We start from the raw sequence: 24,966 nt of genomic DNA on the forward strand, positions 1-24,966 counted from the left end.
CGGAATACCCCTACCAACTACGCGCACTCAGCAGACGTGTTCGTACAGATACGCTGACGGGAGTCGAGTTCCCTATAGCTACACAGAACATGGGCTGACGGAGCTCGGGCGGCGACTGGTGGATGAAGGAACCGTGGAGGCCTCGTCGGATAATCCATCAAATGCAGAATTACTCAAAATTGGTAAAAGATCATTCGCGGTGGATCGGGACCAGGTAAAGAAGCTGCTGCAGCCAGAGTGGTTCCAATACCGCACGCTGGAATTCATCGGGTACAGCGAAACTAAACAGATCGAGAGTATTGGATTTGAAGGAATGGAAAAGCGCTATCTCTTTCAAGTGGATGGTGCGTTCCTGGCATCCCCGGATACGGAATCATTTCTAAATAACAAAAATAAGCTACGGAGAATTCGAGATGATATTCCTCTGATTCACGCGTCCGATGCGCACCGGTTTGATGACGGCGTAGAGCCAAGCCGGCATCTTGGCAAATCAAAGACGTGGGTTCGCTGTTCACCGAATTTTGACAGTTTGGCATTCGCAATCAAAAAGTTCGAACAGCGTCTTTCTTATGGGGAACCGGACGATCGCAAACGCCAGCTCGGCTTGGCTGGCAATGTTTTGAAACACATCTCCGTCAAGCGACCAAGCGGCAAACTAGTAAATTTCGACTATGGGATGGACCTGAATCCAGGCTACGCGGTGGTTATTGGAAATCGCGGGCAGGGTAAGTCTGCGTTGGCAGATTGGATTGCAATCGCAGCTAACACCGATCCGAAAATTAATTTCGCCTTTCTTAACAGTGAACGGTTCACTCCGGCGAGGAAGCAGGAAGAGGGGTACAAACTTCGCTCAACGTGGGGAGACGAAGCCGAGATTGAATTTACTTGGATAACCAACGCAGAGGCGTCGTGCAATCGGGTGGATTATTTCCCGCAAGCTCGCATCGAGCAACTTTGTAGTGCGGACCCCAACACCAGTGGGTCGAAAGATCTGGAGCAACTGATTGGTGATCTACTCTTCAGGCGTATCCCGAGCACCGAACGTAGAGGGGCTTCCTCGCTGGATGGACTCAAGAACACTCTTCGTAGTGAGAGCTCGAGGATTTCGAACGATAACAGCCTCGAAAGAACGCACCGAAATGCAAGTTCAGCGATTAAGCGAATCATTGAGATCGACTCGCTGAAACTTGCGAAAAAGAAGAGGGACATAGAAATCCAAATCTCTGAAATAGAGAATGGAATTCAATCCGTGCCCGTTGGAACGAGCGCGGTCGATGTGCTTCCAGTCGTTGATCCACACACTCAGTCGGCTTTGATTCGCGAGTCTGAAACTCGATGGGTTCAGCGGGCGAATTCGATCGGTGCACGTCTTTCTCGAATCGATCAAGCCGACACAGTTCGGAACCAAGTTAAAGGAACGATCAGCCACTGGGTTGAATCATTGCAGTTAGAGGCATCTGAGCCCAGCGAGCTACTGGAGTGGAACGACGTTCTCACTAGGTATAGGGAGCAATTCGAAACTGGCTTTGAGCAGTGGTTCTCGGAGTTGAACTCAGAACTTAGAGCCATGCATTCTCATATGCGAAGCATCAAGGCTGAGTCAGCTGAAGTACTGAGAGGACTCAGCGGTGCCGACCGGGATATCCACCAAAGAATTGAGTCTGAGAACCACGATAATCGCAATCGACGACTACTGGGACAGCTTAAGAGTGGTGTTACAGATCCAGCTCAGGACAAGTGGTCCCTTGACGGAATAAAAAGGCTTTTCGAGGATGAGGACAAGAACCGTAAGGCACTTCGGAAAGCTGCCGCCGAGCTGGCCGATTCAGCTCTGTGCTCCCACAAGGACAATCTTCAAGCTGCGCATTCGCTATCCAATCTTTTGAACGAGACGCTGAGTCAACTCAACCTCGGCGATGGAAGCGTGAAGGTTGAGGTCAAGGTAGCAGACCGTTTCAATGCGGAGAACGTCTTGTCGTCGATTAAGGTCCGCGGTTCCGACGAAATCGAACGCATTTGTGACGACAGAAGAGCGTTCGATAATGGATTTACCGAGTTAGCTCTTGAAGACGTGGAGCGCTACATGAGGGGCGTCTTGGATTTCATTCTGGAGGCGGAACAACATGAGCTGCTCAAGAAAAATGGAGGATTCGTCGATAACTTCGAACTTCTTCAGTACTTAACCGACTTCAGCTCGTTTGACATCCGCGTTGAACTCTCCCTTGATGGAAGGCCGCTTGCTGCATTATCTCCTGGTCAGCGAGGTCTTGTTCTGCTGTTATTCATTCTGGAAGCTGATGAATCTGGGAACGTACTTTTGATAGATCAACCGGAGGATAACCTAGACAATGATGCAATCAAACGCCTATTGATCCCGGCGCTAGATCGCGCAAGATTGAAGCGCCAGGTTATCGTCGTTACCCACAATGCCAACATCGGTGTACTGGGTGATCCAGACCAAGTGATTTCTTGCAGTTTCGATGGCGAGACTTTTTCGGCGACTAGTGGCTCGATTACCGATGGAGGCATGCAAACAGAGATGCTCAGGGTATTGGAGGGAGCGGAGGACGCCTTCCGTGACCGCGCGAGGAGGTATGGACTTCATCTTGGGTGAACACACTTAGCTTTGATGTGGGTAAAGCCTAAGAAGATGCCTCATGGATCTGACCGCTTGACGCGTTATCGAAGAATAAGCTTGATCTTGTGTCTTCCCTCATTCCCGTCCACGCATCCGAGCACGTCCTCGGCGGTGTCTCCGAGTACTTAGCCACCGCGTTCTCCCTGGCGAACCCGGAGACGTCCACCGCGCTGAAGGCGTTCCTGGAAGACACGGAGCGTGGCATGTTCCACGGGCCGTACGTGCGGGTGCGGCTTCCCTACGCACGTGCAGTCGGCTGGGACGGGATCCTGGATTGGATGCCATCATGGTTCACGCCGTACCACCACCAGGCGGAAGCGTTCCGCAGGCTGCGTAGCCGGGATGAGCAAGGGGATCGCCGCCCGGATCCCACGCTGGTGATCACGGGTACCGGCTCGGGCAAGACTGAGTCCTTCCTCTATCCCGTGCTGGATCACGCGGCGCGTGCCCGGGCTGAGGGCCACACCGGTGTGAAAGCGCTGCTGCTGTACCCGATGAACGCGCTCGCGAACGACCAGGCGGATCGCCTGGCCAAGCTGATCGCTAATGAGCCTGCGCTGGCGGGTGTTACGGCCGGTATCTACACCGGTGAGGCCAAGGGCAGTGTGAAGAAGGTGACGGAACACTCGCTGATCAACGACCCCAGCGAGATGCGCCTCAACCCGCCGGACATCCTGCTGACCAACTACAAGATGCTGGATCAGTTACTGCTTCGCCCGGAAGACCGGGAGATCTGGAGCAAGTCCGCGACATCGCTGCAGTACCTGGTGTTGGACGAGTTTCACACGTACGACGGCGCGCAGGGCACCGATGTCGCACTGCTGCTGCGCCGCCTCGGGTTGATGCTCAAGGAGTACCAACCGGAGGGGTTCCTCGGCGAGTACGCGTCGAACCCGTTGGGACGGGTTACGCCAGTGGCGACGTCGGCAACGCTGGGTGGGGATGACGACCGATCGAAGGTACTCGAGTTCGCGGGCATGATCTTCGGTGAAACGTTCAGGCCGGAAGCGATGGTGAGCGAGAAGACGCTCACGTACACCGAGTGGACCGAGGAGATCACGCAGACCTTCGGAAGCCATGACACTCCCCTGCCACCGGATATCGATGAGTTGCGCGGGATTGTGGACGCGGTCGCCAACGACACCTCTGGACGCGACCACGCGGACGTGGTGCTGGACATCTTCCGCACACAGTTGTGGGGCGTGGATGCGGGCGCGGACCTCGAGACCACCATCGCGGCGTACGCGGTGCATCCAATCACACAGGCATTGCTGGAAGGCGATGGCAAACCCAAGCCCCTGATCAAGCGCGAAGGCGAAAACACAAAGACTCTCTCGGAGGCGATGTTCGACCCGATCGTGCGGCGCAGTTTGGGCGAGGACACCGCGCGGGAGTTTGTCACTCACCTGCTCACAGCCGTAGCGCACCTGCGTGCGCTCGCCGGCGAGGCGTACGGGTTTGGCGGCAAACGTCTGCCCGGTGTGGAGACGCACCTGTGGGTGCGCGAGGTCTCCCGCATCGAGCGCGCCGTCACGCCGACCGAGGACGGCCAGGTGTTCCGGTTCGCGGACGACGGCCGCATCGGCACCGAGGATTCCGCGGTGTGGCTGCCCGCCATTTACTGCCGCGAGTGCGGTCGCGCCGGGTGGATGACCGCGCTTGAGCCGGGTACCGATGCTGTGGTGCTGGATGGTGCGGCGATCAGGAAGGCGAGCGTCGATAAGCCTGAGCTCCCGCGGCCACTTATCGACGCCACGAACGAGTACCGGCGCGCCGTCGCCGAAGGCATGGAACCGGGCGCGTTTGATGGCGAGGATGGCAAGCGTGCGCTGATGTGGTTCCACACGTCCACGCGCACGCTGAGCACCAGCGAGCCGAGCGACGAGGATCGTGCGGAGGGACGCTCGGTGCCCGTGCTCACGTATTCGGGACTGAACGCGGCGGATTATGCGCGTGAGCAGGTGTGCCCGAACTGCGGGGAGCCAGACGCGGTGCGCTACATCGGCTCGCGCGTGGCAACGCTGCTCTCTGTGGGACTGTCCAATCTCTTCGGCATGCCGCAGCTGGCGCAAGAGGAAAAGAAGACGCTCGTGTTCGCGGACTCGGTGCAGGACGCAGCGCACCGAGCCGGGTTCGTGCAGTCGCGGTCGAGGGCGTTCGGGATTCGTACGCTGATGAAGCGTGTAGTTGACGCCGTCGCAGGCTCCGACGCTAAGGAAGAGGGAGTGACGATCGCCCAGATGGCGCTGCGGATCCTGGAGCGCGCGGACATCGCCGAGGACCCGCTGCGCGCGCGCTTCGAGCTGCTGCCGCCGGAGATCACGGAAGCACCTACGTTCGTGCCGTTCTGGGCCAAGGACGCGGACGAGAACGCCCGGCGCGAGGCCACCCGTGCGGTGCTGCAGCGTCTCGAGTTGGACGCCGCGCTGGAGTTCGGGCAGCGCGCGCACCTGCCGCGTTCGCTAGCGTCCACGGGTGCGCTCACGCCGTCGGTAACGGTGGATGACGCAGTGCTGCTGGAGGCGGCTGGTGAGGCGCTGAAGAGCATTGACGCCGGATTGTTCGACGTCGTCGATACGAGCGCGGACGAGGTGCAGCTGCGGTGGATGCGCGGGCTTTTGGAGCAGGTGCGTGACCGCGGCGGCGTGTATACGCCGATGTTTAAGAGTTACCTGCAGGACGACGCGAACTCGTGGCGCTTGCACAACCGCTACGCCAAGGCGCGGGGCATGCGACGCTTTCCCAAAGGTGGCGCGCCGGAGTTCCCGCGTTCCGGCCCGGCGGTGGATGACAAGGACCGCGGGCTCACCCCGCTCGGCAGTCCGCGCGGGCGCTACGCCCGGTGGACGTCGAAGGTACTGGGGATCTCTACGCACGACGCGGCGCTGGTGCTCACCAACGTATTCCGGGAGTTGGCGAACCGGGACGCGCTGATGGCGATTTCCACCGACACCGGCGGCACCATCTACGCCATCCCGCCGGAGCGCGTGGTGGTGCGGTGTGAGGACGAGCCGGCGCTGTTGCAGTGTGAGGTGTGTAATGCACCGCTGGGCGTCGATAAGTATGCGCTTTCGCTTCTTCGTGGCATGCCGTGCCCGACCCCTGGCTGCCCCGGCGCGCTGGGTGTGGAGCGAATCGAGGAGAGCTACTACTCGCGGCTGTATTCGTCCACCACCCCGCGTGCGATTGTGGCGCGGGAGCACACTGGGTTGATCCCGAAGGAGGAGCGTCTCGCGCTGGAGCGCGCCTTCCGTGGCGGCGAAGCGACCCACGACCCGAGTGCGCCGAACGTGCTGGTGGCAACGCCGACGTTGGAGATGGGTATCGATATCGGCGACCTGTCCACGGTGATGCTCGCGTCCCTACCGCGGTCGGTGTCTTCGTACGTGCAGCGCGTGGGGCGCGCCGGGCGACTGACCGGCAACTCACTGGTGCTCGCGTTCGTGCAGGGGCGAGGGATTACGCTGCCGAAGCTGAACCAGCCGCTATCCGTGATCGACGGTTCGGTGGTGCCACCGGCGGCGTTCCTCTCCGCGACAGAGATCCTGCGCCGCCAGACCACCGCCTACCTGGTGGACACGCTCGACTTCAACGCGTACGGGTTCGAGGTGGCTAAGGCGCGCGACGTGTTCAGCTTCCGCAAAGAGTCGCTTTTGGACGTGCTTGCGGACGAGGTCGCTCAAGGCGTGAACTCCCGGGTGGAGGCATTCCTTGCCACCGTCGCAGGTTCCGTGGACGAGACCACCGTTGATGGCGTGCGCGCGTGGGCGTGCGGACAGGGGCCCGATTCACTTACCGGCCAGATGCAGCGCACCCGCACGCTGTGGGACTCGGAGGTTAAGGAGTTCACCGCCCGCCAGGAGATCCTGCGCACTCGGCTGAACGAGCTGGACGCGAAGGCGGACCCGAACGCGGGCACCGAGAACGCCGACCCAGACCTAGAGCGTGAGAAGCGCAGCACCAAGGCAGCATTCCGGCGTGTGTCGCGTGACCTGGGCGAATTGCTTCTGGACGATTACTGGATCTCCGCCATGGAGCGCTACGGCCTGCTGCCCAACTTCACGCTGCTTGACGACGCCGTGGAGCTCGCCGTCGTGGTCTCCCAGCTCAATCCGTCCACCATGCAGATTGACCCGGAGACGTTCGAGCTCTCCCGCGGCATCTCCTCCGCGCTGACGGAGCTCGCGCCCGGCAACACGTTCTACGCCCGCGGCATCGCCGCCACTATCGACGCGGTCGAGGTGGGCATGAGCGGCGCAGACATCGAGCAGTGGCGCCTGTGCCCTGCCTGCTCTTACGGCGAGCGTGTGGACTCCTCTCGCAATCCTGCTGCCTGCCCGGAGTGTGGTGCAGGCGCGTTCGCGGATAAGGGGCAGGTGCTGGACACGGTGCGCATGCGTCGCGTCTCTGCAGAGGTGGACAAGACGCGCGCGACTATCGACGACTCCCGCGACGACCGCCACGAACTGCGCTACCACACCACCTTGAGCTTCTCCGTGCCTGAGGGCGGGCGCGGGGGACGTTGGTTCCTCTCCCAGGGATTCGGCGCGGAGTACCTGCGGTACGTGAACTTGAGCTGGTTCAACCTGGGCCGCGGCCCTGCGACGAAAAAGATGCTCGCGGACCACGAGATCGACGCGCCACTGTTTACCGTGTGCAATTACTGTGGCCACCTGGATTCGCAAAAGGGTGAGAACTCGAAGTGGGACCACCGCCCCTGGTGCCCGAAGCGCACCGCGCGCGAGGAAGAGTCGGTCACGGTTGCGCTGAACCGCACCCTGCAAACCCAGGGCGTGCTGCTGCACGTGCCGGTGCAGCTCACCGCGGGCGATAACGCCACCATTCCGAGTCTTACCGCCGCGGTGAAGCTCGGGTTCAAAGAGGTGCTCGGTGGTGACCCGGACCACCTCAGCGTGGAGACGGTGCGCGTACCCGATGGGCGCGGCACCACCGTCGAGGCGCTGCTCATGCACGACAACGTCCCCGGCGGCACCGGGTACCTCTCCCAGTTCGCCTCGCCCGAGGACGTGCGAAAGCTCATGGAGCACGCTTTTAGGGCTGTGCGTGATTGCGCGTGCAAGGACGACGACCGCCTCGCCTGTCCCGACTGCCTGCTGCCGTACACGCGCTGGCAGCTCATCGACGTCACCTCCCGCGCCGCCGCCGAGCGCGCCCTGCGTTCCATCCTGACCAACCAGGACCACCCTTCGCCCGACGAAGACCCGCTGAAGGCCACGTGGGAGCCGCAGACCAAGGCGCCGAAGCTGGACCAGGCGTCCGATCTGGAGGTGCGCTTCCGCGAGAAGATCCGTAAAGGTCTGGAGGCGCGCAACGCCACGGTGAAGGACATCCCGAACGCCGGTGGCGTGGAGTGGCTGGTCACGTTCCCGAACGGCGAGGAGTGGTCGATGCGGGAGCAGCTGAACAGGGGCTACACCACGCCTGACTTCACCTTCTCCCCCAGGCGGCGTCGCGACGTGCGCGACGTGGCCGTGTACACCGACGGCGCGGCGTATCACTTCGCGGCGGCGAACTACCGCTTCCCCGGGGACATCGACAAGCGCAACCGTTTGCACTACGAGGACAAGCAGGTGCTGCCGTGGAACGTGACCGACGCCGGCCTGAAGTGGTTCGACGAGGAGGTCGCGCGCACCGCGGGCGACCCAGCCTGGATCACTGAGGAAGGCGAGGCGCTGGCTCGAAGCCTCGAGCCGGTTGATGACGCCGCCATGAAGTTCATGAAAGCTTCCCCCGTCACCCAGCTGCTCACCTACCTCGCGGAGCCGGACCGTGCGTCCTACGCTGTGCTGGACCAGGCTCTCATCGCGTTGCTGCGCGGCTTCACCCGCCCCAGCCGCACCGAACACGGCGTGCGGTTGACGCTGCGCAATGAGATCCACATCGACATCGCCCCCGTCGGCGCCACGATGCTGCCGCGCCGCCTTTCGGTCGATGCGGAAACCCCCGGCTCGATCACGGAGGAGAATTGGCGCGACTTTCTCCGCTTGGCCAACATCATCTGGCTCGCCAACAATGCCGTCACGGTTGAGGTTGGTGAAGGCGGCGGACAGGAGGTCGTCGAAAAGCAAACGCCCCAACCTGCCGCCCAGGAAGCATCCGGCATGTGGGCCGAAGCAATCGAGGAGTTCGAGGACGAATCCGACGTGGTCGCCGCGCTGCAGGTGCTCGCGGAGGCAGGTGCGGCCGAAACCGAGGAAATCGGCGAGGAACTCCTCGGCCTGCCCACCGCGGTGACCTGGGTCGAGCACCAGATCGCCCTCATGCTTGACGAAGAAGGCGCCGACGCCGACACCGAAACCAAACTGCGCAACGAGGGCTGGACCCTGCTCTACCCCGGTAGTCTGAACCCGCAAACAATCCCGGCCGCACTGCTGGGCAAGGAGTGACAACCATGGTGACGTTCAGCCTCTACGGCGGCCTCAAACTCGACGGCTCCCTGATGAAACCGACGATGAACTTCCTGCAGAAGCTCTCGGTGGACCCAACCAACCCGTCGCTGAAGATCAAGACGCTGTCCAACGCCGTGGACAAGCGCGTCCGCACCGGCCGCATCAACGACCAGTTCCGCGCTGTTTTGTTCGAGATCAAAGACGACGAAACGCACCACTTCGTGCTTGTGGACGTCGACTCCCACGACGAAGGCAACCTCAAAGCCGAACGCCTCGACCCCGCCACACTGCGCCTCGAAGTCAACCCCATCAACGGCATCACCACCCTGATCAAGGAGACACCTGAGCAGGCCGTTTCCGAATCGCAGGCGAAGGCCGAGGCCGCTGCGCAGGCCGCCCAGGAGTTGGCGGAGAAGCAGGCTGTTGATGAGGGCTCCGGTGTGGTTGCGGAGGTCGTCGATACGCACACCGCTGTTCCGCGCGAAGCGCTTTCTGGCTACACCCCGCAGCAACTCTGGGACGAACTGGGCATCGACCCAGCGCTGACCACGCGCGCGCAGGAGTTGGACACCGAGGCCGAGTTGGACGCGTTGCTTGCAGACCGCCCCAAGTGGGAGCACGAAGCCATGCTCGCCCTGGTCGCTGGATACGACATCGAGCAAACCCGCGAAGCACTCGACCTGGAGAAAGTCTCCTCCGAAGACGCCGCCGCACCGGAGGACACCCGCCTGCTCGCCGGCCTGCGCAAGGCAGCCGCCGGGCTGGAGTTCGCCTACGTGGATGACGTTGAGACCGAATCCCTGCGCGCCGTCATCGAGTCCGGATCCTTCAACCAGTGGCGCGTGTACATCCACCCGGAGCAGCGCCGCATGGCTGAAGGCGCACGCAATGGCTCATCCCGTGTCTTTGGCGGCGCCGGCACCGGCAAGACCGTCGTCGCTGTGCACCGCACGAACAACCTCGCACGCCGCAAAGTGGCCAACCAGGCCCCCGGTGACACCCCGCCGGCCATCCTGCTGACCACCTTCACCAAAGGCCTCGCCCACGGGTTGAAGTCGCAGCTCAACGCGCTGAACGCGTCATACCCCGAAGCGGGTAAGCCCGGTGAGCCCGGCGTTTGGGTAGACAACATCGACGCCGTCGTCCGCAAAGCCGTATCCCTGGGAACCCCGGGGGAAGTCGCGGAAGCAACCCGGCGCGTGCTTGGGGATTCCGTCTCACACGTCCGCCCCTACACCGACCTCGCCGCTCGCAACGTGTGGGACGCCGCCATCGAAAGCACCGACGAGGCCATGCCGCGCGAGATAGCTAACGACACCTTCCTCCAAGCCGAATACGAAACCGTCGTCCTGGCGAACAGGATCACGACCCAGGCTGAGTATCTGAAAGTCGCCCGCACCGGCCGCGGCACCCCACTGAACCGCAAGCAGCGCAAACAGGTCTGGGCGGTGCTCGAATCGGTCATGCACACCCAAGCCATCGACGGCCAACTCTTCTGGCCCACCATGTCCGCCGTCGGCGCCGAGATCTTGAACGTGCGTCGCGAGCGTGGTGGCGAGGCCATGTTCGAGCACGTCATTGTCGACGAAGCCCAGGACTTCAACGCCGGCCACTGGCACTTCCTCCGCGCCTGCGTCGCGCCGGGACCGAACGATATCTTCATCGCCGAAGACTCCCACCAGCGCATCTACGGCAACCCGCTGACCCTGTCCCACTTCGGCATCTCCACCCGCGGGCGGGCCTCCAACCGGTTGACCCTGAACTATCGCACCACCAAGCAGAACCTCGACTACGCCCTGCGCATCCTGCTGGGTGGCGACACCGCGTTTATCGACGCCGAAGGCCAAGAAGACAACGTCAACTACTACCGTTCCGCCCGCACCGGCCCCGCCCCCGAGATCCTGTCCTGCACCTCGGAGGAACAGGAGTTCGCCGCAGCTGCCGAGTGCATCAACCGCTGGCTGGACGTCGACAACGCATCCGAAGTCCGCATCGGCGTGATGTGCCGCACCCGCGGCCAACTCTCTCGCGTGGTTGCGGGACTCGCCGCCCACGGCATCGACGCCGTGCAAACCAAAAACGCCGAACTCGCCTCCCACGAGCAGGTCAGCGTAATGACCATGCACGGCGCCAAAGGTCTGGAATTCACCCACGTCATCCTCATGGGCGTGGGCAAAGACATCATGCCGGTGCGCTACCGCCTCAAGCACCTCTCTGAAGCCGATGCCCGCGAAGCCCTGCAGCGCGAACGATCGCTTTTGTACGTCGCTGCTTCTCGAGCCCGCGACGAACTCGTGATCACAACCGTCGGCGACCGGTCGGAGCTGCTTCCGGAGGGTTAGGGGGTTTCGGGCGGCTCGGGCAGCACTGCCTGCTGGTCGGCTTCGTCCCCCTCGCGGTCTTCCCAGGCTGCGAGCGTGGTGGACGGTTCATCCTGCAGGTGCCACATCGTTCTGCCGTTTGCTGCACCGCCCACCAGGAACGCCGCTGCGGCGGACGGGCTGGTGAACTCCAAGTCTGAGGTCAGCGTGTTGTCCTGGATCTGGTCCGCGTAGCGCTCCCGGGTAGCGTGGACCCCTCGCGGGGCGCTGGGACGCAGCTCCGGCCGCAACGTGGATCCCTCGAGGACGAGGAAACCGGAAGTGGTGCGCTGGCCCAAGCCTTGAACACCTTGGCTGAGAACGGTGAGCTCGAAGATCGGTTCTTCGTCGTCGCTCGGGCGCGCCGAAGCTGAAGCCGTGTTGGTCGAGGTGCGAGACTTCGACGAAGTTGCCTTCGGCTGGAAAGCGGAAACGCCTAGAGCGCTGATGATGAGGTTGGTGTTTTCGATAAACTCGTCCAGCTCCGCTTGGGTTGAGCGTAATCCTGACTCAGATTGAGGTGACGGAGGTCGCCGATGGGTCAACCCTTGCGGACTCCGCATTGCGCCGTGTGGGGCCTGCCGAGATTCGACAGTTGCGCAGCGCCATCAGTTAAGCCGGGGTCGGCAATGCCGAGGAAAACTGTGGCGCGGGAGATAGAGTGTTCCTATGAAAAAGCTTCCTCTCCTTGCTGCAACAGCAGCACTACTCATCACAACACTGTCCGCGCCTGCTGCTAACGCCGAGCTGACCCCTACTGAGCGGGACCAGTTCCGCACCGATCCCGTCGGGGCGATTGCTTGGCAAGCTATTAAGGGCTCTTCGGAATACGTGCGCGCCGATGGCAACACCATGATGGCCGCGTCTTTCTTCTCCATGACTTCGCCCGGGGAGAGTATCGGCCTGCCAGCCCTGGAGAACTGCGCCGAGCGCGTCGGCTCCTCTTCGCCGGCAGGCGGTGTGCGCTACGTGGCGGCAGCCCTGTGCGCAACCTTCGACCCGAATGCCCGCAGTCAGGTGCAGCGCGGTGACTTTGGCTACGCGCCGCTGGGCTAAGCCGGTGCGTAGATAGGCAGATCGCTGCGTGTATGCGGCCGAGGCCACCCTGCGAGCTTGCCCTCGGCGAAACGAACGTGCCGATCTGAAATTGAGGGCGCTTGCCTCCAAGTCGGAGCGAACACACCGAAATGCGCTGTTTTGCGCTAACCTCACGGCCTATAGGAACAGATTCGGTGCGAACGTTCCGTAACAGCATACGGTCAGCGAGGAGACGTGACACGTGGACATAGAGGCACTCGGCAGCTTTGTGCGCGCCCAGCGTAAGGAGCGGAGGCTGACCCAACTGGAGGTCGCCGAGCTTGCCGACGTGTCGGACCGGTTCCTTCGGGAGCTGGAGCACGGTAAGCCGACGGCGGAGATCGGCAAGGTGATCGACGTTCTTGCCGTGCTCGGGTACGACCTTGAACCCGTCGTGCATAGAGCTGACGAGCTGGGGCGATTTTGAGCGTCGCCCCTTGCGGACTCCACATTGCGGACAAGTAGGTACGCACCAACTGTTTGAGGCCGCCAAGTTTTGAAACTGCCGGGCATGGAGCTATTGCCTGAAGCGTTGACGCTTAATGGTATCTTCGGCATGAGCACCTCCATCAATCTCTTCTCGGACATTCTCGAGGCAGCCAAGTTAGCGGCTGAAAAGAACGACCTCCGTCAGACACTGAGGCGGTCTGAGGAATCGGCGGGGTCAAATGCTGCGGATGAGCTACCTGCATATGACTGTGGTGGGCCGCCATGGTCGATCTCGATGACAAGGGCGCAGACTGGCTCTAACAACTCCGCATTGCGGACAATTGGGTGTTCACCAACTGTTTGTAGTGAGAAAACCTTTGGTGCGTCGGTAGGCGGATGTCCACTGAAATGAGCACGTGAGGGGCTGTGCTCGCGCGGGGTGCGACGTAGGCTGCCGGGCATGGGGATGAAAACTTGGAAAATTGGGGCCAAAGCGGCGGGAACGCACGTTGGGGGCCGGATAATTGTTGCGAACCGATTCGGTGAGATTGACGGTTCCGGGCGGGAGCTTGGGCACGCGGTTGTTGCCGGACTGAATCGGGCGGCCAGAAAGCGTCGGACGGTCAGTATGAAGCAGCCGGAAGCAGGTGAGGTGGCTGAGCACCTCGCAGGCATCGTTTTGATGGCTGGCTTGCCGCTGCTGCTGCTGATGCGGCAGGCGACAACCGTCGAATCAGCGGGTTCGGCGGCCAGGTTGATGGTGGAGATCAGCGGGGAGGCACTCGCGCACGAACTGCGGTTTGCTGGCGTATACGGGCTCGCGATCTCCGCGCGGGAATGCGACGACGCCGGACGTCTGGACATGATGGGGCCGATTTGCGACACCATCTCACGCGTGTTGCCGCAACCTCTCTCCTATGCGGACGAGGCGGATCGCGCGATGCGGGTGGAAATCCGAGAGGTTGAGTTCCCAGAACCTAGCGCTGAATTGGCTGGTGACGGCCTGGCAGAGATGGGCCTGAACTACAAATGCAGCGAGGTGGATGGCAGTGAAATCGGTAAAGACTCCGGCTCAGCGTACTTCCCGCTGCCGCTGTTCGCGCCGGGGACGGCGGAACCGCGCGTGGTTATGGAGATGTGGGTCGATGGCCTGCAATTGATCGTGGACCTGGAGGCGAAGCTCGCGGGGTACGGTGCCCTTCGGGACATGGTGTATGCCGTGGAGGAGGCGGTAGACCGGCACCGGTTCAGCAGTTGGGGGATGCGGCCCGCGTAGCGGCGGTATCGTCAGTGGCCACTGGAGGTCCACTGACGGTCCTCCGATGGTCCACTGACGGAGGTGAACAATGGTTACTCAACCTTTGGCAGAAGCGTTCCCAGTGGGAGATTTCCTCGCGGAGGAATTAGAAGAACGTGGTTGGAGCGAAGCAGATTTCGCCGCGATCATGGGACGGCCGACGCGCTTTGTTAAAGAGATCATCTCGGGCGAGCGGGAGCTTACGCGGGAATCCGCTGAGCTGGTCGGAGCAGCACGTGGTACCTCGGCAGAGCTGTGGCTCAATCTGCAAGACACATTTCTTGCGTGGAGGCACGGGTAACCTCGCCAATCCGCCCCTACACTCGGGTTTATGAGCACTCAAGATATGAACACGCAGTTGCAGGATCAGGTCGCCGTGGTCACCGGCGGTGCGGCAGGCATCGGCGGGGCAATCTCGCGCATCCTCGTCGCACGTGGAGCGAAGGTAGTTGCCGTAGACATTAACGACGACGCCGGCGCCACCCTCGAGAAAGACCTCGGCGACAACGTTGTCTTCCTCAGCAGCGACGTGAGCAAGCCGGAGACCGCGAAGAAGGCCGTGGAGCTTGCGGTGGAGAAGTTCGGCAAGCTCACCGGCGTGGTCAACAACGCACACGCATCGCGGCAGAAGCCGTTCACCGATTTAGAGCAGGAGGACTGGGACCTGTCCTTCGGCACCGGCTTCGAGGCCACCAAGAACTTCATGCTTGCTGCCTATCCGCACCTCAAAGACAACGGTGGCGCGATCGTGAACTTCGCCTCCGGTGCCGGCATTATCGGCCAGCCCACCCAGGCGGCGTACGCGGCAGCTAAGGAAGCGATTCGTGGCCTTTCACGCGTGGTAGCCAACGAGTGGGCGAAGGACGACATTCGCGTCAACGTCGTCGGTCCGATGGCGCTAACCGAGGGCGTGCAGAAGTGGTCCGAGGCATTCCCGGAGCTCTACCAGCAGTCTCTGCAGCGCATCCCGCTCGGTCGTTTCGGCGACCCAGAGACAGACGTCGCCCCGGTCGTCGCATTCTTGCTTAGCCGCGACGCCCGCTACATCACCGGCCAAACACTCATGGTGGATGGCGGAACCAACAAGGTCTACTAGACGTAGCTGCGCGGGACGAGATGATTACGGGTCAGCGTCACGAGGAGTAGCAATGGCTGGTTATCTTCCATATGGTCTTGTCTCGGGGGCTGGTGAGGTTGCGGTTATCGAGTCGCCCAACGGTGGATGGAACGTTATCTACTCCGACCGCAGAACAGCGGGCGGCGGAGCAACCGTGGAGGGGCACGACCAAGAGTTCGCCAACCGTCTTGCCCACCTGTTCGTGGCCAAAAGCAAAGAAGGCGTGAACCCTGGCGACCTATTCGGCACGTTGTGCTGGAAGTTCAAGGCGGAACGTATCGAGATCTACAACAACCTTTCGACACTCTGCCTTCTCACCGGATACGGTGAGCCACTGCCAGACGAGGAGTAACTGACCCCTCGCATCCGCCCCCTACACTCGGTGCTGTCCGTCTTCGCCGCTGTCCCGGAAGGTGCCCATGAACGTCACGCAGCTCCGCGACGTCATCTTCACCGCGGGTGTCGTGTTCGACAATCTGTCCACCAGCTGGCTCGCGACAGGTCGGTTCCTCCAGTCGAGCGAGGTCGCCAGCATCGGCGCGTCTTGCGTGTGAACCCCCAAGCGCTGCTTGTTTAGCACTTTATTCGTTTGGTGCGGTTTTCCGCGGGGAAGTGTTCACTCAAATGAGCAGTCAGAGGCTATGCAGACCGTAGATCGCTCTCTACACTTCTTCTCATGGGGAGAAAAGGGTGGGCAAGCGGGCCAACGCGTAATTTAGGCAAGTTCTCAAACGGCCGGTGTTTTCACCAGACGGAGTCATGGTCTGCGTGAGAATTCGTTTCGAAGACAAGATCCTTAAACGCCTTGCCGAAGATTCCACGTTCCAGCCAAAGCGTTGGTCTCCCGAGCTGGTGCGAGCCTTTCGTCGCAAGATTCAGGTACTTGCAAATGTCAGTGACGAAAGAGATTTGCGAGCGCTGAAGTCCTTAAGACTCGAGCAACTTCGAGGCGATCGAGTCGGTACCTCATCGATTCGATTAAACAGGCAATTTCGCCTTGTCATTCGGTTTGAGACAGATGAAGATAGACGCATCGTAGTTGTGATCGAGATGGTCGACTACCACTAATGGGAGGTGAACGATGACTACTCAACCACTGGCCGAAGCTTTTCCGGTCGGAGACTACCTGGCTGAAGAATTGGAAGCGCGCGGCTGGAGTGAAGAAGACTTTGCAGAAATTCTGGGCCAGCCAACGACGTTTGTGGAAGCGTTGATTTCAGGGCAACACGAGCTCACGAGAGAATCAGCAGCCCTCGTCGGTGCGGCGCTGGGAACTTCGGCAGAGCTGTGGCTGAACCTGCAGGACACGTACCTGCGTTGGAGGCAGTCCCATGACTCTGTTGCGCAGGAGCGGCTTGCGAACATTCGAGAGCGAGCCCGCCACCGCGAAGTGTCGGACTTGCGGCGCGCTCAGTAACTAACCGCCCCCTACACTCGATCCCATCAACCCCAACCGCCGGAACCGGGAGGCCCCCATGAACGTCGGCCAACTTCTCGAGGTCATCTTCACCGCGGGTGTCGTCTTCGACAACCTCTCCACTAGCAGGCCCGCCACGGGTCGTTTCCTCGAAACCGGTGACACCACCGGCGTGCGCGGCCGCGGTGACCTCGCCCTGCTCGAGGATCTCAAGGCAGCCGGCGAGTTCATCCTTAGCAACACCGCAACTCCCATAAGTGCTTCTTACCTGCGGCGGATCAACGCCACACTGACGCGAAGCGCCGCGCTCAACCCGGGCAGTTTGCGTACTAACGACCAGGGCATCGGCGTGCGCACCCGCTACGGTCGCCACGAGCCGCCGGCTGTGTCGGAGCAGGCGTTGGACGTCCTGATCACCGAGACGCTCAATAGCGACACCAGCAAAGACGCAGCGGTCGACCTGTTTCTCGAGATTGCCCGCGCGCAACCGTTCGAAGACGGCAACAAGCGCACCGCTATCTTCGCCGCGAACAGTTACCTCATCGGCGAGGGGTCGAGCCTGCTCCTTACGGTCCCCTTCGATGAGAAGGACCCGTCAGTCGCCGAGCACTTCAACGATTTCCTCGCCCGGTTCTACGTCTTCGGTGAGAAGGAGCCGGTGAGGGAGCTATTGGTGGGGCGAGCGTTCGTCGATAGGCAGCGCTAGCGCAGGCTGACCCGTGCGGCGGCCTCGAGCACCGCGAACATCACCGCTGCAAACGCGGCGCCGAGCAACGTGTGCGGCTTCTTCACCCCGCGGCGCTCCAGTGCGCGGGCGAGTTTCGTCTGGACGACAACGTGCAGGCGCAGGCCCAGCGCATTCAGCGCGATCCCCCCGGCGAACAACCCCCACGTGACCTTCGGGTTCGTGGTGTCGGGCTTCTCCTCCACCTTGGCGGTGACGTCGTGGTCGGTGTCTTCGTAGACGGTGTCGAACTTCGCCACCGCCGTCGCGTACGCGCCGAGGATCGCCGTCCACGCGAAGATGCGTCCTGGGGTGGAACGGACGTAGTCGGGTACCGCGATCAGGGCGCCGGCGATGGCGGATTGGGTGAGGCGGTCGGTGGTGGTGTCGTCGTGAAGCGATGCGCTGCGGGTTGGCTGAGTCATGGCGACGAGCGTACCGGCCTTAACGCTATCTCCAGGCTTCATATGCAGGTCTCGATATGCGTAACCCCTGGTCACGGCGTTTCTGGGAAAATCGGCCGAAATTTCGGAAAACGCTCTGACCGGCACTTACGCATATCGAGCCCTGCATATGAACGGAAACGGGCGGTTCGGCGAGGCCACGGAAACGGGCGGCCCGGCGAGGCCACCGAAACGGGCGGCCCGGCGAGACCACCGAAACCTTGGCGGTCCGCGCAAACTGCCAAACTTAAGGCCAAAAGTTTGGTGGTAGCGTCAAAATCATGACTTGGCCCAAGGTTGGTAGTGAGACGCTGCCGTGGACACCGTCGCCTGCTGGGTACTCGCGGCGGGCGATTCGGAATGCGCCGCGTCAATACGCAGCGGCCGTGGTGCCACGCATTGCCAACGAACGCGTTGCACTGTCGCAGGAGACGCAGACGATCCTGGACGCAGCAACGATTGAGACGGTTCGTTTCGACGCCACCGAGGCACACCGGGTCGTACCGTTTACGCCGTTGTTGTTGCGGAGCGAGTCGGTGGCGTCGAGTCGGATTGAGAAGCTGACGTCGTCGGCAAGGAAAGTGCTGGAAGCCGAGGTGACTGGACGAGGCAGCGCCAACGCGAACCTCATTGTGGCCAACACACGGCAGATGGCGGCGGCGGTGGAGAACGCGCGGGCCGACGTCCAGGGGATCGTAGAGATGCACCGGATTCTGCTGGGGCAGTCTTCGCCGAACATCGCAGGGCGGCTGCGTGACCAGCAGGTTTGGATCGGCGGTAGCGACCACTCCCCCGCCGGCGCTCTGTTTGTTCCGCCGCACCACCGCCACCTCGAGGCGTTGATGAAGGACCTCGGCGCGTTCATGCAGCGCGACGACATGCCGGCGCTGGCGCAGGCGGCGATTGCGCACGCGCAGTTTGAAACGATCCACCCGTTCGCCGACGGCAACGGCCGCACAGGGCGAGCGCTCGTCCACGTGTTAATGCGGAGCCGTTGCTTAGCGACGACCACCGCACTGCCCATCTCCGCCAGCCTCCTCACCGACACCACACGATATTTCGCAGCACTGGACGCGTACCGCGCTGGTGATGTCGATAGCATCGTCCAACTGTTCGCCCGGGCATCGGTCGAAGCCGCACGGCGCGGAGCGTGGTTGGCAGAAGAGCTCACGCAGATCCGCAACGAGTGGAACGGCCTGCTCACCGCACGTGCCGACGCCCTCGCCTGGCAAGTCCTCGACCTCCTCGTGCAGCGCCCCGTGCTGACGACCGCCGCCGTGTCCGCAGAGTTCAGCGTGTCAGCGGAGACCGCCCGCAACGCACTCGAGCGCCTGGAAGCCGACGGGATCGCCGTGTCCGCACAGTTAGATAAGCGCCAACGCGGGTGGCGCTCCCCCGACGTGCTCGAACTTCTCGACGAGTTCGCCGACCACGCCGGCCGCCGAACCTAGCGCCGAACCTAGCGCCGGCCGCGGTTGCGTCGTTACCAGTTTCCGTTTCGGCTCTCACGCTGCCCCTCCAGGCTTCATATGCAGGTCTCGATATGCGTAACCCCTGGTCACGGCGTTTCTGGGAAAATCGGCCGAAATTTCGGAAAACGCTCTGACCGGCACTTACGCATATCGAGCCCTGCATATGAACGTAACGCCCCCGACTCACCTTGGCGTTCCGCACGATCCACCGACAACCCCACCGCACAAAAACACGCAGCGTGCCGGAGGCGCCTGTACCGTAATTCTTTATGACTAACGCGGACCTGCCTGAGCAGTACAGCGATGAACACCTGGAGCTCGCGCGTGACGAGTTCGACGCGGACAACCTCACCGACGCGGACATTGACCAGATCAAGGAGCAGCGTGAGGGCGACGAACCAGACGGTTCGTTTATGCGTTGGGTGATCACGCTTTTCGGCACGGGCGTGGGTGCGGGCATCCTGTTTCTGCCGATTAATGCGGGGAGTTTCGGGTTCTGGCCGTTGGTCGTCGCTACGCTGCTTATTGCTCCGATGGTGTTTTTCTCGCATCGGACGTATGCGCGCATTGTGGCGGCGTCGCCGGTGAAGGGCCTGGATGTGCTGCAGGTGATTACGGCGCTGACGGGCCGCAAGCGGGGGTTCGCCTCGGCGGTGCTGTATTGGCTGGGGATTTATCCCACGGTGTTGATTTACGGCATTTCGATTACGAACACGCTGGACAGTTTCATCGTCAATCAGTTGGGTGGCGCGCAGGTGGACCGGTGGGTGCTGGCCACGGTGTCGGTGGGCATCATGACGGGTGCCTATGCGTTGGGCAAGAAGATCACGCTGTGGATCGCGAACGCACTGGTGTATCCGCTGATCATTGCGCTTGCGGCGGTGTCGTTGTATCTGATTCCGCGGTGGGACTTTGCCAGTTTCCGTGGCTACGAGTCGGATGTTCCGGTGTGGCAGGGCCTGCTGTTGATTCTGCCGGTGTTGGTGTTTTCGTTCAGCCACATGGCGGCGTTGAGCCAGTTCGCGTTGGATGTGCAGAAGAAGAAGGACGGCGACGTTGAGGCCGTCGAGCGTGAGGTGTCCAAGGTGGAGTTGGTCACGGCGCTGATGCTGGTGGCGTTCACTATGTTTTTCGTGTGGTCGTGCGCGTTGGCCCTCGGCGCGGAGGGTATGGATGCGGCGCGCGAGCAGAACGTGCCGGTGCTGTCGTATTTGGCCAATGAGACGGATACGCCGTTCATGGCGTGGATGAGCCCGATCATTGCCATCGCTGCGATTGTCACGTCGTACTTCGGTCACCTCCTGGGGACGGAGGAGGGCACCGGCTATCTCGTGCGCGTGGTCGCGCCGGGCTTTGCGTCTCGCGTATCGACGACCACCCTGCGCTGGTCCGTCAACATCTTCGTCTTTGTCACCGCGGTGTTGGTGGCGGTGGCGAACCCGTCGATTCTGGACATGATTTCGGTGGTCGGCGGCATTTTCGTTGCGTTCTTGGTCTACATCATGCCGGTGTTGCTGTTCCATAAGGCAGTAGCGTTTAAGCACTACGCGCGTCGCCCCGACACGATCTTTGTGCTCGTGGTGGGGTTGGTGATCATGGGTGTCACTGTGTGGAACATCGTGGCTGGCTAACTACCCCCAGAAGGTGAACGCTAGGTGCCGTAGACCGGAAACCCCCAGGTAAAGCAAAGTAGCACCAAAGGGCTTGGTAAACGGGAGGTTAATGGCGCGACCGTGAGTTTCTTAAGTGCTAATTAGGGCGCATAATGCCAGGATGTGAGCATCACTATCCTCCTCGTCCTAATTATTGTTGTGGCGCTGTTTTTTGATTTCACGAACGGCTTCCATGACACCGCGAATGCGATGGCGACGTCGATTGCTACTGGCGCGTTGAAGCCGAAGACGGCTGTGGCGTTGGCTGGCATTTTGAACCTCATCGGCGCGTTCTTGTCGGTGGCGGTGGCAAAGACCGTAGCCAACGGCATTGTGAAGCTAGACGTGTTTGACCTCAGCGACACGGTTGAATCGGAGCGGCTCCTGCTGGTCGTGTTCGCGGGCCTGACGGGCGCCATTCTGTGGAATTTGTTTACGTGGCTGTACGGCATCCCGTCGTCGTCGTCACACGCGCTGTTCGGCGGCCTGATTGGCGCGGCGATCGCGGCGATTGGCTGGCAGGGCGTCGTGTGGGGCGGCGTGCTGCACAAGATCATCCTGCCGGCGTTGTTTGCGCCGTTCGTGGCTGGTCTCGTCGCAATGATTGGCACCTGGCTGGTGTACCGCCTGACGTCGAATGCGGAGAAGGAGCACCGCGACAATTACTTCCGTTGGGGCCAGATTGGCACGGCGTCGCTGGTGGCGTTGGCGCACGGTACGTCGGATGCTCAGAAGACGATGGGTGTGATCTTCCTGGCCATGGTGGCCGCGGGTCAGTTTGATTCGGATCACACGATGCCGTTTTGGATCCAGGCGTCCTGTGCGCTTGCGATCGCGATTGGCACCTACTCGGGTGGTTTCCGCGTGATCCGCACCCTGGGCAAGGGTCTGGTGGAGATTCACCCGCCGCAGGGTATGGCTGCGGAGACGTCGTCGGCGGCGATCATTCTGACGTCGTCGCACTTGGGCATGGCCTTGTCGACGACCCACGTCGCCACCGGTTCCATCATGGGCTCCGGCCTGACGGGCCCGAAGGGCGAGGTGCGTTGGGGCGTTGCCGGCCGCATGGCCATCGCGTGGATCACCACCCTGCCGATCGCCGCGTTCGTCGCGTTTGTCACCTGGTGGGCGGCCCGTTGGGTCTCGGACTTTGGCGGCGACCTCGTGTGGGGCGGCATCATGTTGGCAGTGGTGCTTGTGATCTGCGGCGGTTACATGTTCATCGTGGCGCAGCGCGAGCCGGTGCACCGCGACAATGTCAACGATGACTGGGAGAGCGATTCGCTTATCGACGAACCCACCACCCCCCACCGCGGCGAACCCGCCCACATCGTGGATACGACCCGCGGCCTGGACCACCAGTAAAGAGGTATAGGTCATGCTTGAAATTCTGAAGTCTCTGTTGATGGTGCTCGGCACCGGCTTGCTGCTCGGCGCTGGCCTGCCGGCGTTGTTCTCGTTGAGCATCCACTTCCTGTCGCCTGAGGAGGACGGCACGGCACCCGTGGGTGCGCGCCGGGTGATCGGCTGGGTGTTCCTGGCTGTGGTGCTGGTGGCGGTGGTGGCAGCGATTCTGTTGATCGCTCGCGAGCGCATTGAGTACTTCACCGGATGGGACCCGTATCCGTTCCTCTAGTCACATGCGTCACATTAATTTTTAGTGCGTATGCAGGGATTATTCGCACGGGCCAATCGTTGGTGTTGACAAACTATTTGGCCCGGCCTAGGGTTGCCTCAAGATGAACGGAAGGTGAACAACCTTCACGCTTTGAAAGGAGGTGAACCCGCATGATGAACCTGTTCGACCAGATTCGCGCGTGGTTCCGCGATGAGGATCGTGGCCTTGCCACGCACATCGACGTGTCCCCGCTGGCAGTCCTCCCCCGCGCATAAGCGGTAAACGGCATGTACGCCCGCGTCCCTGAGGTTTGGGGCCGCGGGCGTTTTTCGTCGATAAGCAAAGGCGTGGTCTATGATCCGTGTGGCGTATGACACCCCCTAACGAGGAGGGCGACATTGACCACACCAGCGCGTGAATTTAACTTAAACCATCTGACAGATGCGGACATGCGGCAAATCAAGGCCGAACGTGCCGCTGACGCGCCCGACGGCAGCACCCTGTCCTGGGCGATCACCCTGTTCGGTACCGCAGTCGGTGCGGGCATCCTGTTCCTGCCTATCGACGCCGGCTCGTTCGGCATCCTCCCCCTCATCTTCATCTCGCTGCTGGCGCTGCCGATGGTGTTCATGTCGCACCGCACCTACTCGCGCATCGTGTCGGCCTCCCCGGTGAAGGGCCTCGACGTCCTGCAGGTGGTTACCGCGCTGTCCGGCCGCACCCGCGGGCTGATGACCGGCCTGATGTACTGGCTCTCCATCTACCCCATCGTGCTGATCTACGGCGTGAGTATCACCAACACGATGGACAGCTTCCTGGTCAACCAACTCGGCGGACCGCAGCTGCCGCGTTGGGTCCTGGCGGCGCTGTGCGTGGGTGTGCTCACCGGCGCCTACGCCATGGGCAAGAAGGCGACCCTGGCGTTTGCCAACATCCTGGTCTACCCGCTGATCATCGCGCTCGCGGCCGTGTCCATCTACCTCATCCCCCAGTGGGACCTGGCCAGCTTCCGCTCCTACCAGTCCGACACCCCAACCTGGCAGGCGCTGCTGCTGATCCTGCCGGTGTTCGTGTTCTCCTTTAGCCACATGCCGGCGATCTCCCAAGCATCCCTCGATGCGCAAAAGCGTTTCGACGGCGACGAAAAAGCCACCGAGAAACTCGTCTCCAAAATCGAAGCCATCGCCGCGGTCATGCTCGTCGGCTTCACCATGTTCTTCGTCTGGTCCTGCAGCCTCGCCCTCGGCGCTGACGGCATGGACGCCGCCCGCGAGCAAAACATCCCCGTGCTGTCTTACCTGGCCAACGAGACCCACGCCCCGTTCCTGGCGGTGCTCTCCCCCATCGTCGCGCTGTGCGCCATCGCGTCCTCCTACTTCGGCCACGTCATGGGTGCGGAGGAAGGCACCACCTACCTGGTGCGCGCCGTCGCCCCGAAGTTCGCGGACCGCGTCAGTCCCAAGGCCATGCGCTGGGGCATCTACGTCTTCGTGTTCGTCACCACCGTTGCTGCAGCCGTGATCAACCCGTCCATCCTGGACCTGATCTCTGTCGTCGGCGGCGTATTCATCACCTTCCTGGTGTACATCGTGCCGATGCTGCTCTTCCGCAACGCCAAGGCCTTCCGCCGCTTTGCCAACAAGCCCGAAACCATCTTCGTGTTCGTTCTCGGTGTGATCATCATGGGCGTCGCCATCTGGCAGATGTTTATGTAACGCGCGCAGGGTCCGCACGGGGGTTGCGGACTCCGCATTGCGGACAATTGGGCTCGCGCCAACCGTTGGTATGTACCAACGAAAAAAAGCCGCTCCGGTCGTAGCCGGAGCGGCTTTGGTGTTCTAAGGCGAAATTAGAACGGCAGGAACTGCTGGATCATCGGGCCGACGACCGGGGCGAGAACGCCACCGATCAGGACCAGAGCGGAGATGACGGTGCCTGCGATGATGCCGGCCTTCTCGCTGTCAGTGATCGGCTGGGACTTGAAAGTCTCGCCCTGGGCGCAAGCGCGGAGTGCAGCGAGGTTATTTGCGTCATTGACGGAGGTCTCGTCGGAGGAGCCGAAAGCCTCGCCAATCTTGGAGGAGGTCTGGGCGGAGTCGATAAGGTTATTGGCCTTATCCGAGTCCAGGAGCTTCTTAACCTTGACCGGGTCCTTGAGACCGTTCGTGTATTCGATGTTGGACGGCTTGTCAAAGGTCATGTTGCAGGCGTTGCGGCCCTGGACCTTGGTCATCGTGTTGGACGCGGCGTTGGCGTCAACAGCGCCGAGGGAAAGGGCCATGGTTGCTGCCAGGGTGGCTGCGGCGATCTTC

Annotated in this window: 21 protein-coding genes; 18 read left to right on the forward strand and 3 right to left on the reverse strand. The window is 61.7% G+C overall.

Annotated features, from left to right (window positions below):
• Positions 1-118 precede the first annotated feature (118 nt).
• The 3 genes from HMPREF2690_RS02490 to HMPREF2690_RS02500 all read left to right on the forward strand — a co-directional run bounded on the left by HMPREF2690_RS02490 (position 119) and on the right by HMPREF2690_RS02500 (position 11,390).
• A complete protein-coding gene (locus HMPREF2690_RS02490; RefSeq protein WP_141761180.1) occupies positions 119-2,614 on the forward strand; it encodes an AAA family ATPase in 2,496 nt (831 codons plus the stop codon).
• An 89-nt stretch (positions 2,615-2,703) separates the two neighbouring features.
• On the forward strand, positions 2,704-9,045 hold the full coding sequence (locus HMPREF2690_RS02495) for a DEAD/DEAH box helicase (RefSeq protein ID WP_070820094.1): 6,342 nt from the start codon (positions 2,704-2,706) through the stop codon (positions 9,043-9,045).
• A gap of 5 nt (positions 9,046-9,050) precedes the next feature.
• Positions 9,051-11,390, forward strand: coding sequence for a 3'-5' exonuclease (locus HMPREF2690_RS02500; RefSeq protein WP_070820095.1), 2,340 nt, complete (start codon positions 9,051-9,053; stop codon positions 11,388-11,390).
• On the opposite strand, the gene HMPREF2690_RS12110 is transcribed toward HMPREF2690_RS02500, so the two are convergent.
• Positions 11,387-11,707, reverse strand: coding sequence for a DUF4357 domain-containing protein (locus HMPREF2690_RS12110; protein ID WP_168167274.1), 321 nt, complete (start codon positions 11,705-11,707; stop codon positions 11,387-11,389). The genes HMPREF2690_RS02500 and HMPREF2690_RS12110 overlap by 4 nt on opposite strands.
• Before the next feature lie 370 nt (positions 11,708-12,077).
• Here HMPREF2690_RS12110 and HMPREF2690_RS02510 point away from each other — a divergent pair, with 370 nt between their 5' ends.
• The 10 genes from HMPREF2690_RS02510 (at position 12,078) to HMPREF2690_RS02550 (ending at position 17,451) form a co-directional block, all read left to right on the forward strand.
• Entirely contained in the window at positions 12,078-12,464 is a 387-nt protein-coding gene (locus tag HMPREF2690_RS02510) for a hypothetical protein (RefSeq protein WP_070422092.1), read from the forward strand.
• A gap of 223 nt (positions 12,465-12,687) precedes the next feature.
• Positions 12,688-12,912, forward strand: coding sequence for a helix-turn-helix transcriptional regulator (locus tag HMPREF2690_RS02515; RefSeq protein WP_034996602.1), 225 nt, complete (start codon positions 12,688-12,690; stop codon positions 12,910-12,912).
• A gap of 630 nt (positions 12,913-13,542) precedes the next feature.
• On the forward strand, positions 13,543-14,190 hold the full coding sequence (locus HMPREF2690_RS02520) for a hypothetical protein (RefSeq protein ID WP_141740813.1): 648 nt from the start codon (positions 13,543-13,545) through the stop codon (positions 14,188-14,190).
• A 70-nt stretch (positions 14,191-14,260) separates the two neighbouring features.
• On the forward strand, positions 14,261-14,512 hold the full coding sequence (locus tag HMPREF2690_RS02525) for a helix-turn-helix transcriptional regulator (RefSeq protein WP_070422090.1): 252 nt from the start codon (positions 14,261-14,263) through the stop codon (positions 14,510-14,512).
• A 30-nt stretch (positions 14,513-14,542) separates the two neighbouring features.
• The gene (locus HMPREF2690_RS02530; RefSeq protein WP_246819498.1) at positions 14,543-15,307 is read left to right on the forward strand and encodes an SDR family NAD(P)-dependent oxidoreductase; all 765 of its coding nucleotides are present in this window, start codon (positions 14,543-14,545) and stop codon (positions 15,305-15,307) included.
• Positions 15,308-15,359: 52 nt separating this feature from the next.
• The gene (locus HMPREF2690_RS02535) at positions 15,360-15,680 is read left to right on the forward strand and encodes a hypothetical protein (RefSeq protein WP_070820098.1); all 321 of its coding nucleotides are present in this window, start codon (positions 15,360-15,362) and stop codon (positions 15,678-15,680) included.
• A 67-nt stretch (positions 15,681-15,747) separates the two neighbouring features.
• On the forward strand, positions 15,748-15,882 hold the full coding sequence (locus HMPREF2690_RS12460; protein ID WP_256365574.1) for a hypothetical protein: 135 nt from the start codon (positions 15,748-15,750) through the stop codon (positions 15,880-15,882).
• Between the two features lie 205 nt (positions 15,883-16,087).
• On the forward strand, positions 16,088-16,396 hold the full coding sequence (locus HMPREF2690_RS02540; RefSeq protein WP_070422087.1) for a type II toxin-antitoxin system RelE/ParE family toxin: 309 nt from the start codon (positions 16,088-16,090) through the stop codon (positions 16,394-16,396).
• 13 nt (positions 16,397-16,409) lie between these two features.
• Positions 16,410-16,745, forward strand: coding sequence for a helix-turn-helix transcriptional regulator (locus tag HMPREF2690_RS02545; protein ID WP_070816743.1), 336 nt, complete (start codon positions 16,410-16,412; stop codon positions 16,743-16,745).
• A 58-nt stretch (positions 16,746-16,803) separates the two neighbouring features.
• Entirely contained in the window at positions 16,804-17,451 is a 648-nt protein-coding gene (locus tag HMPREF2690_RS02550) for a Fic family protein (RefSeq protein ID WP_070820099.1), read from the forward strand.
• On the opposite strand, the gene HMPREF2690_RS02555 is transcribed toward HMPREF2690_RS02550, so the two are convergent.
• The gene (locus tag HMPREF2690_RS02555) at positions 17,448-17,894 is read right to left on the reverse strand and encodes a hypothetical protein (RefSeq protein ID WP_141761181.1); all 447 of its coding nucleotides are present in this window, start codon (positions 17,892-17,894) and stop codon (positions 17,448-17,450) included. The genes HMPREF2690_RS02550 and HMPREF2690_RS02555 overlap by 4 nt on opposite strands.
• A 299-nt stretch (positions 17,895-18,193) precedes the next feature.
• Between HMPREF2690_RS02555 and HMPREF2690_RS02560 the strand changes: the two genes are divergently transcribed.
• From HMPREF2690_RS02560 to HMPREF2690_RS02580, 5 genes are all read left to right on the forward strand, one after another.
• A complete protein-coding gene (locus tag HMPREF2690_RS02560) occupies positions 18,194-19,363 on the forward strand; it encodes a Fic family protein (RefSeq protein ID WP_070820101.1) in 1,170 nt (389 codons plus the stop codon).
• Positions 19,364-19,653: 290 nt separating this feature from the next.
• Positions 19,654-21,015, forward strand: a complete 1,362-nt coding sequence (locus tag HMPREF2690_RS02565; RefSeq protein ID WP_070820102.1) for an SLC5/6 family protein — start codon at positions 19,654-19,656, stop codon at positions 21,013-21,015.
• A gap of 144 nt (positions 21,016-21,159) precedes the next feature.
• Positions 21,160-22,401 (forward strand): inorganic phosphate transporter, encoded by a 1,242-nt coding sequence (locus tag HMPREF2690_RS02570; RefSeq protein WP_083284876.1) that lies wholly within the window; start codon positions 21,160-21,162, stop codon positions 22,399-22,401.
• A gap of 13 nt (positions 22,402-22,414) precedes the next feature.
• Positions 22,415-22,672, forward strand: a complete 258-nt coding sequence (locus tag HMPREF2690_RS02575) for a hypothetical protein (RefSeq protein WP_070422082.1) — start codon at positions 22,415-22,417, stop codon at positions 22,670-22,672.
• Between the two features lie 431 nt (positions 22,673-23,103).
• The gene (locus tag HMPREF2690_RS02580; RefSeq protein ID WP_070820103.1) at positions 23,104-24,369 is read left to right on the forward strand and encodes an amino acid permease; all 1,266 of its coding nucleotides are present in this window, start codon (positions 23,104-23,106) and stop codon (positions 24,367-24,369) included.
• A gap of 134 nt (positions 24,370-24,503) precedes the next feature.
• On the opposite strand, the gene HMPREF2690_RS02585 is transcribed toward HMPREF2690_RS02580, so the two are convergent.
• On the reverse strand, positions 24,504-24,966 hold a 463-nt coding region (locus tag HMPREF2690_RS02585), incomplete at its 5' end, for a hypothetical protein (protein WP_168167275.1).

Origin of the sequence: Corynebacterium sp. HMSC034E11, from assembly GCF_001835905.1 — a bacterium.
GTDB classification, from domain to species: Bacteria; Actinomycetota; Actinomycetes; order Mycobacteriales; family Mycobacteriaceae; genus Corynebacterium; species Corynebacterium coyleae.

What these genes read in the sequence shown, in the direction of transcription:
- HMPREF2690_RS02560 (WP_070820101.1), top strand. Translation starts at nt 18,194, where the DNA reads ATGACTTGGCCCAAGGTTGGTAGTGAGACGCTGCCGTGGACACCGTCG.
- HMPREF2690_RS02580 (WP_070820103.1), top strand. Translation starts at nt 23,104, where the DNA reads ATGCGGCAAATCAAGGCCGAACGTGCCGCTGACGCGCCCGACGGCAGC.
- HMPREF2690_RS02535 (WP_070820098.1), top strand. Translation starts at nt 15,360, where the DNA reads ATGGCTGGTTATCTTCCATATGGTCTTGTCTCGGGGGCTGGTGAGGTT.
- HMPREF2690_RS02510 (WP_070422092.1), top strand. Translation starts at nt 12,078, where the DNA reads ATGAAAAAGCTTCCTCTCCTTGCTGCAACAGCAGCACTACTCATCACA.
- HMPREF2690_RS02545 (WP_070816743.1), top strand. Translation starts at nt 16,410, where the DNA reads ATGACTACTCAACCACTGGCCGAAGCTTTTCCGGTCGGAGACTACCTG.
- HMPREF2690_RS02575 (WP_070422082.1), top strand. Translation starts at nt 22,415, where the DNA reads ATGCTTGAAATTCTGAAGTCTCTGTTGATGGTGCTCGGCACCGGCTTG.
- HMPREF2690_RS02540 (WP_070422087.1), top strand. Translation starts at nt 16,088, where the DNA reads ATGGTCTGCGTGAGAATTCGTTTCGAAGACAAGATCCTTAAACGCCTT.
- HMPREF2690_RS02555 (WP_141761181.1), bottom strand. Translation starts at nt 17,894, where the DNA reads ATGACTCAGCCAACCCGCAGCGCATCGCTTCACGACGACACCACCACC.
- HMPREF2690_RS02520 (WP_141740813.1), top strand. Translation starts at nt 13,543, where the DNA reads ATGAAGCAGCCGGAAGCAGGTGAGGTGGCTGAGCACCTCGCAGGCATC.
- HMPREF2690_RS02565 (WP_070820102.1), top strand. Translation starts at nt 19,654, where the DNA reads ATGACTAACGCGGACCTGCCTGAGCAGTACAGCGATGAACACCTGGAG.
- HMPREF2690_RS02525 (WP_070422090.1), top strand. Translation starts at nt 14,261, where the DNA reads ATGGTTACTCAACCTTTGGCAGAAGCGTTCCCAGTGGGAGATTTCCTC.
- HMPREF2690_RS12460 (WP_256365574.1), top strand. Translation starts at nt 15,748, where the DNA reads ATGAACGTCACGCAGCTCCGCGACGTCATCTTCACCGCGGGTGTCGTG.
- HMPREF2690_RS02550 (WP_070820099.1), top strand. Translation starts at nt 16,804, where the DNA reads ATGAACGTCGGCCAACTTCTCGAGGTCATCTTCACCGCGGGTGTCGTC.
- HMPREF2690_RS02530 (WP_246819498.1), top strand. Translation starts at nt 14,543, where the DNA reads ATGAGCACTCAAGATATGAACACGCAGTTGCAGGATCAGGTCGCCGTG.
- HMPREF2690_RS02500 (WP_070820095.1), top strand. Translation starts at nt 9,051, where the DNA reads ATGGTGACGTTCAGCCTCTACGGCGGCCTCAAACTCGACGGCTCCCTG.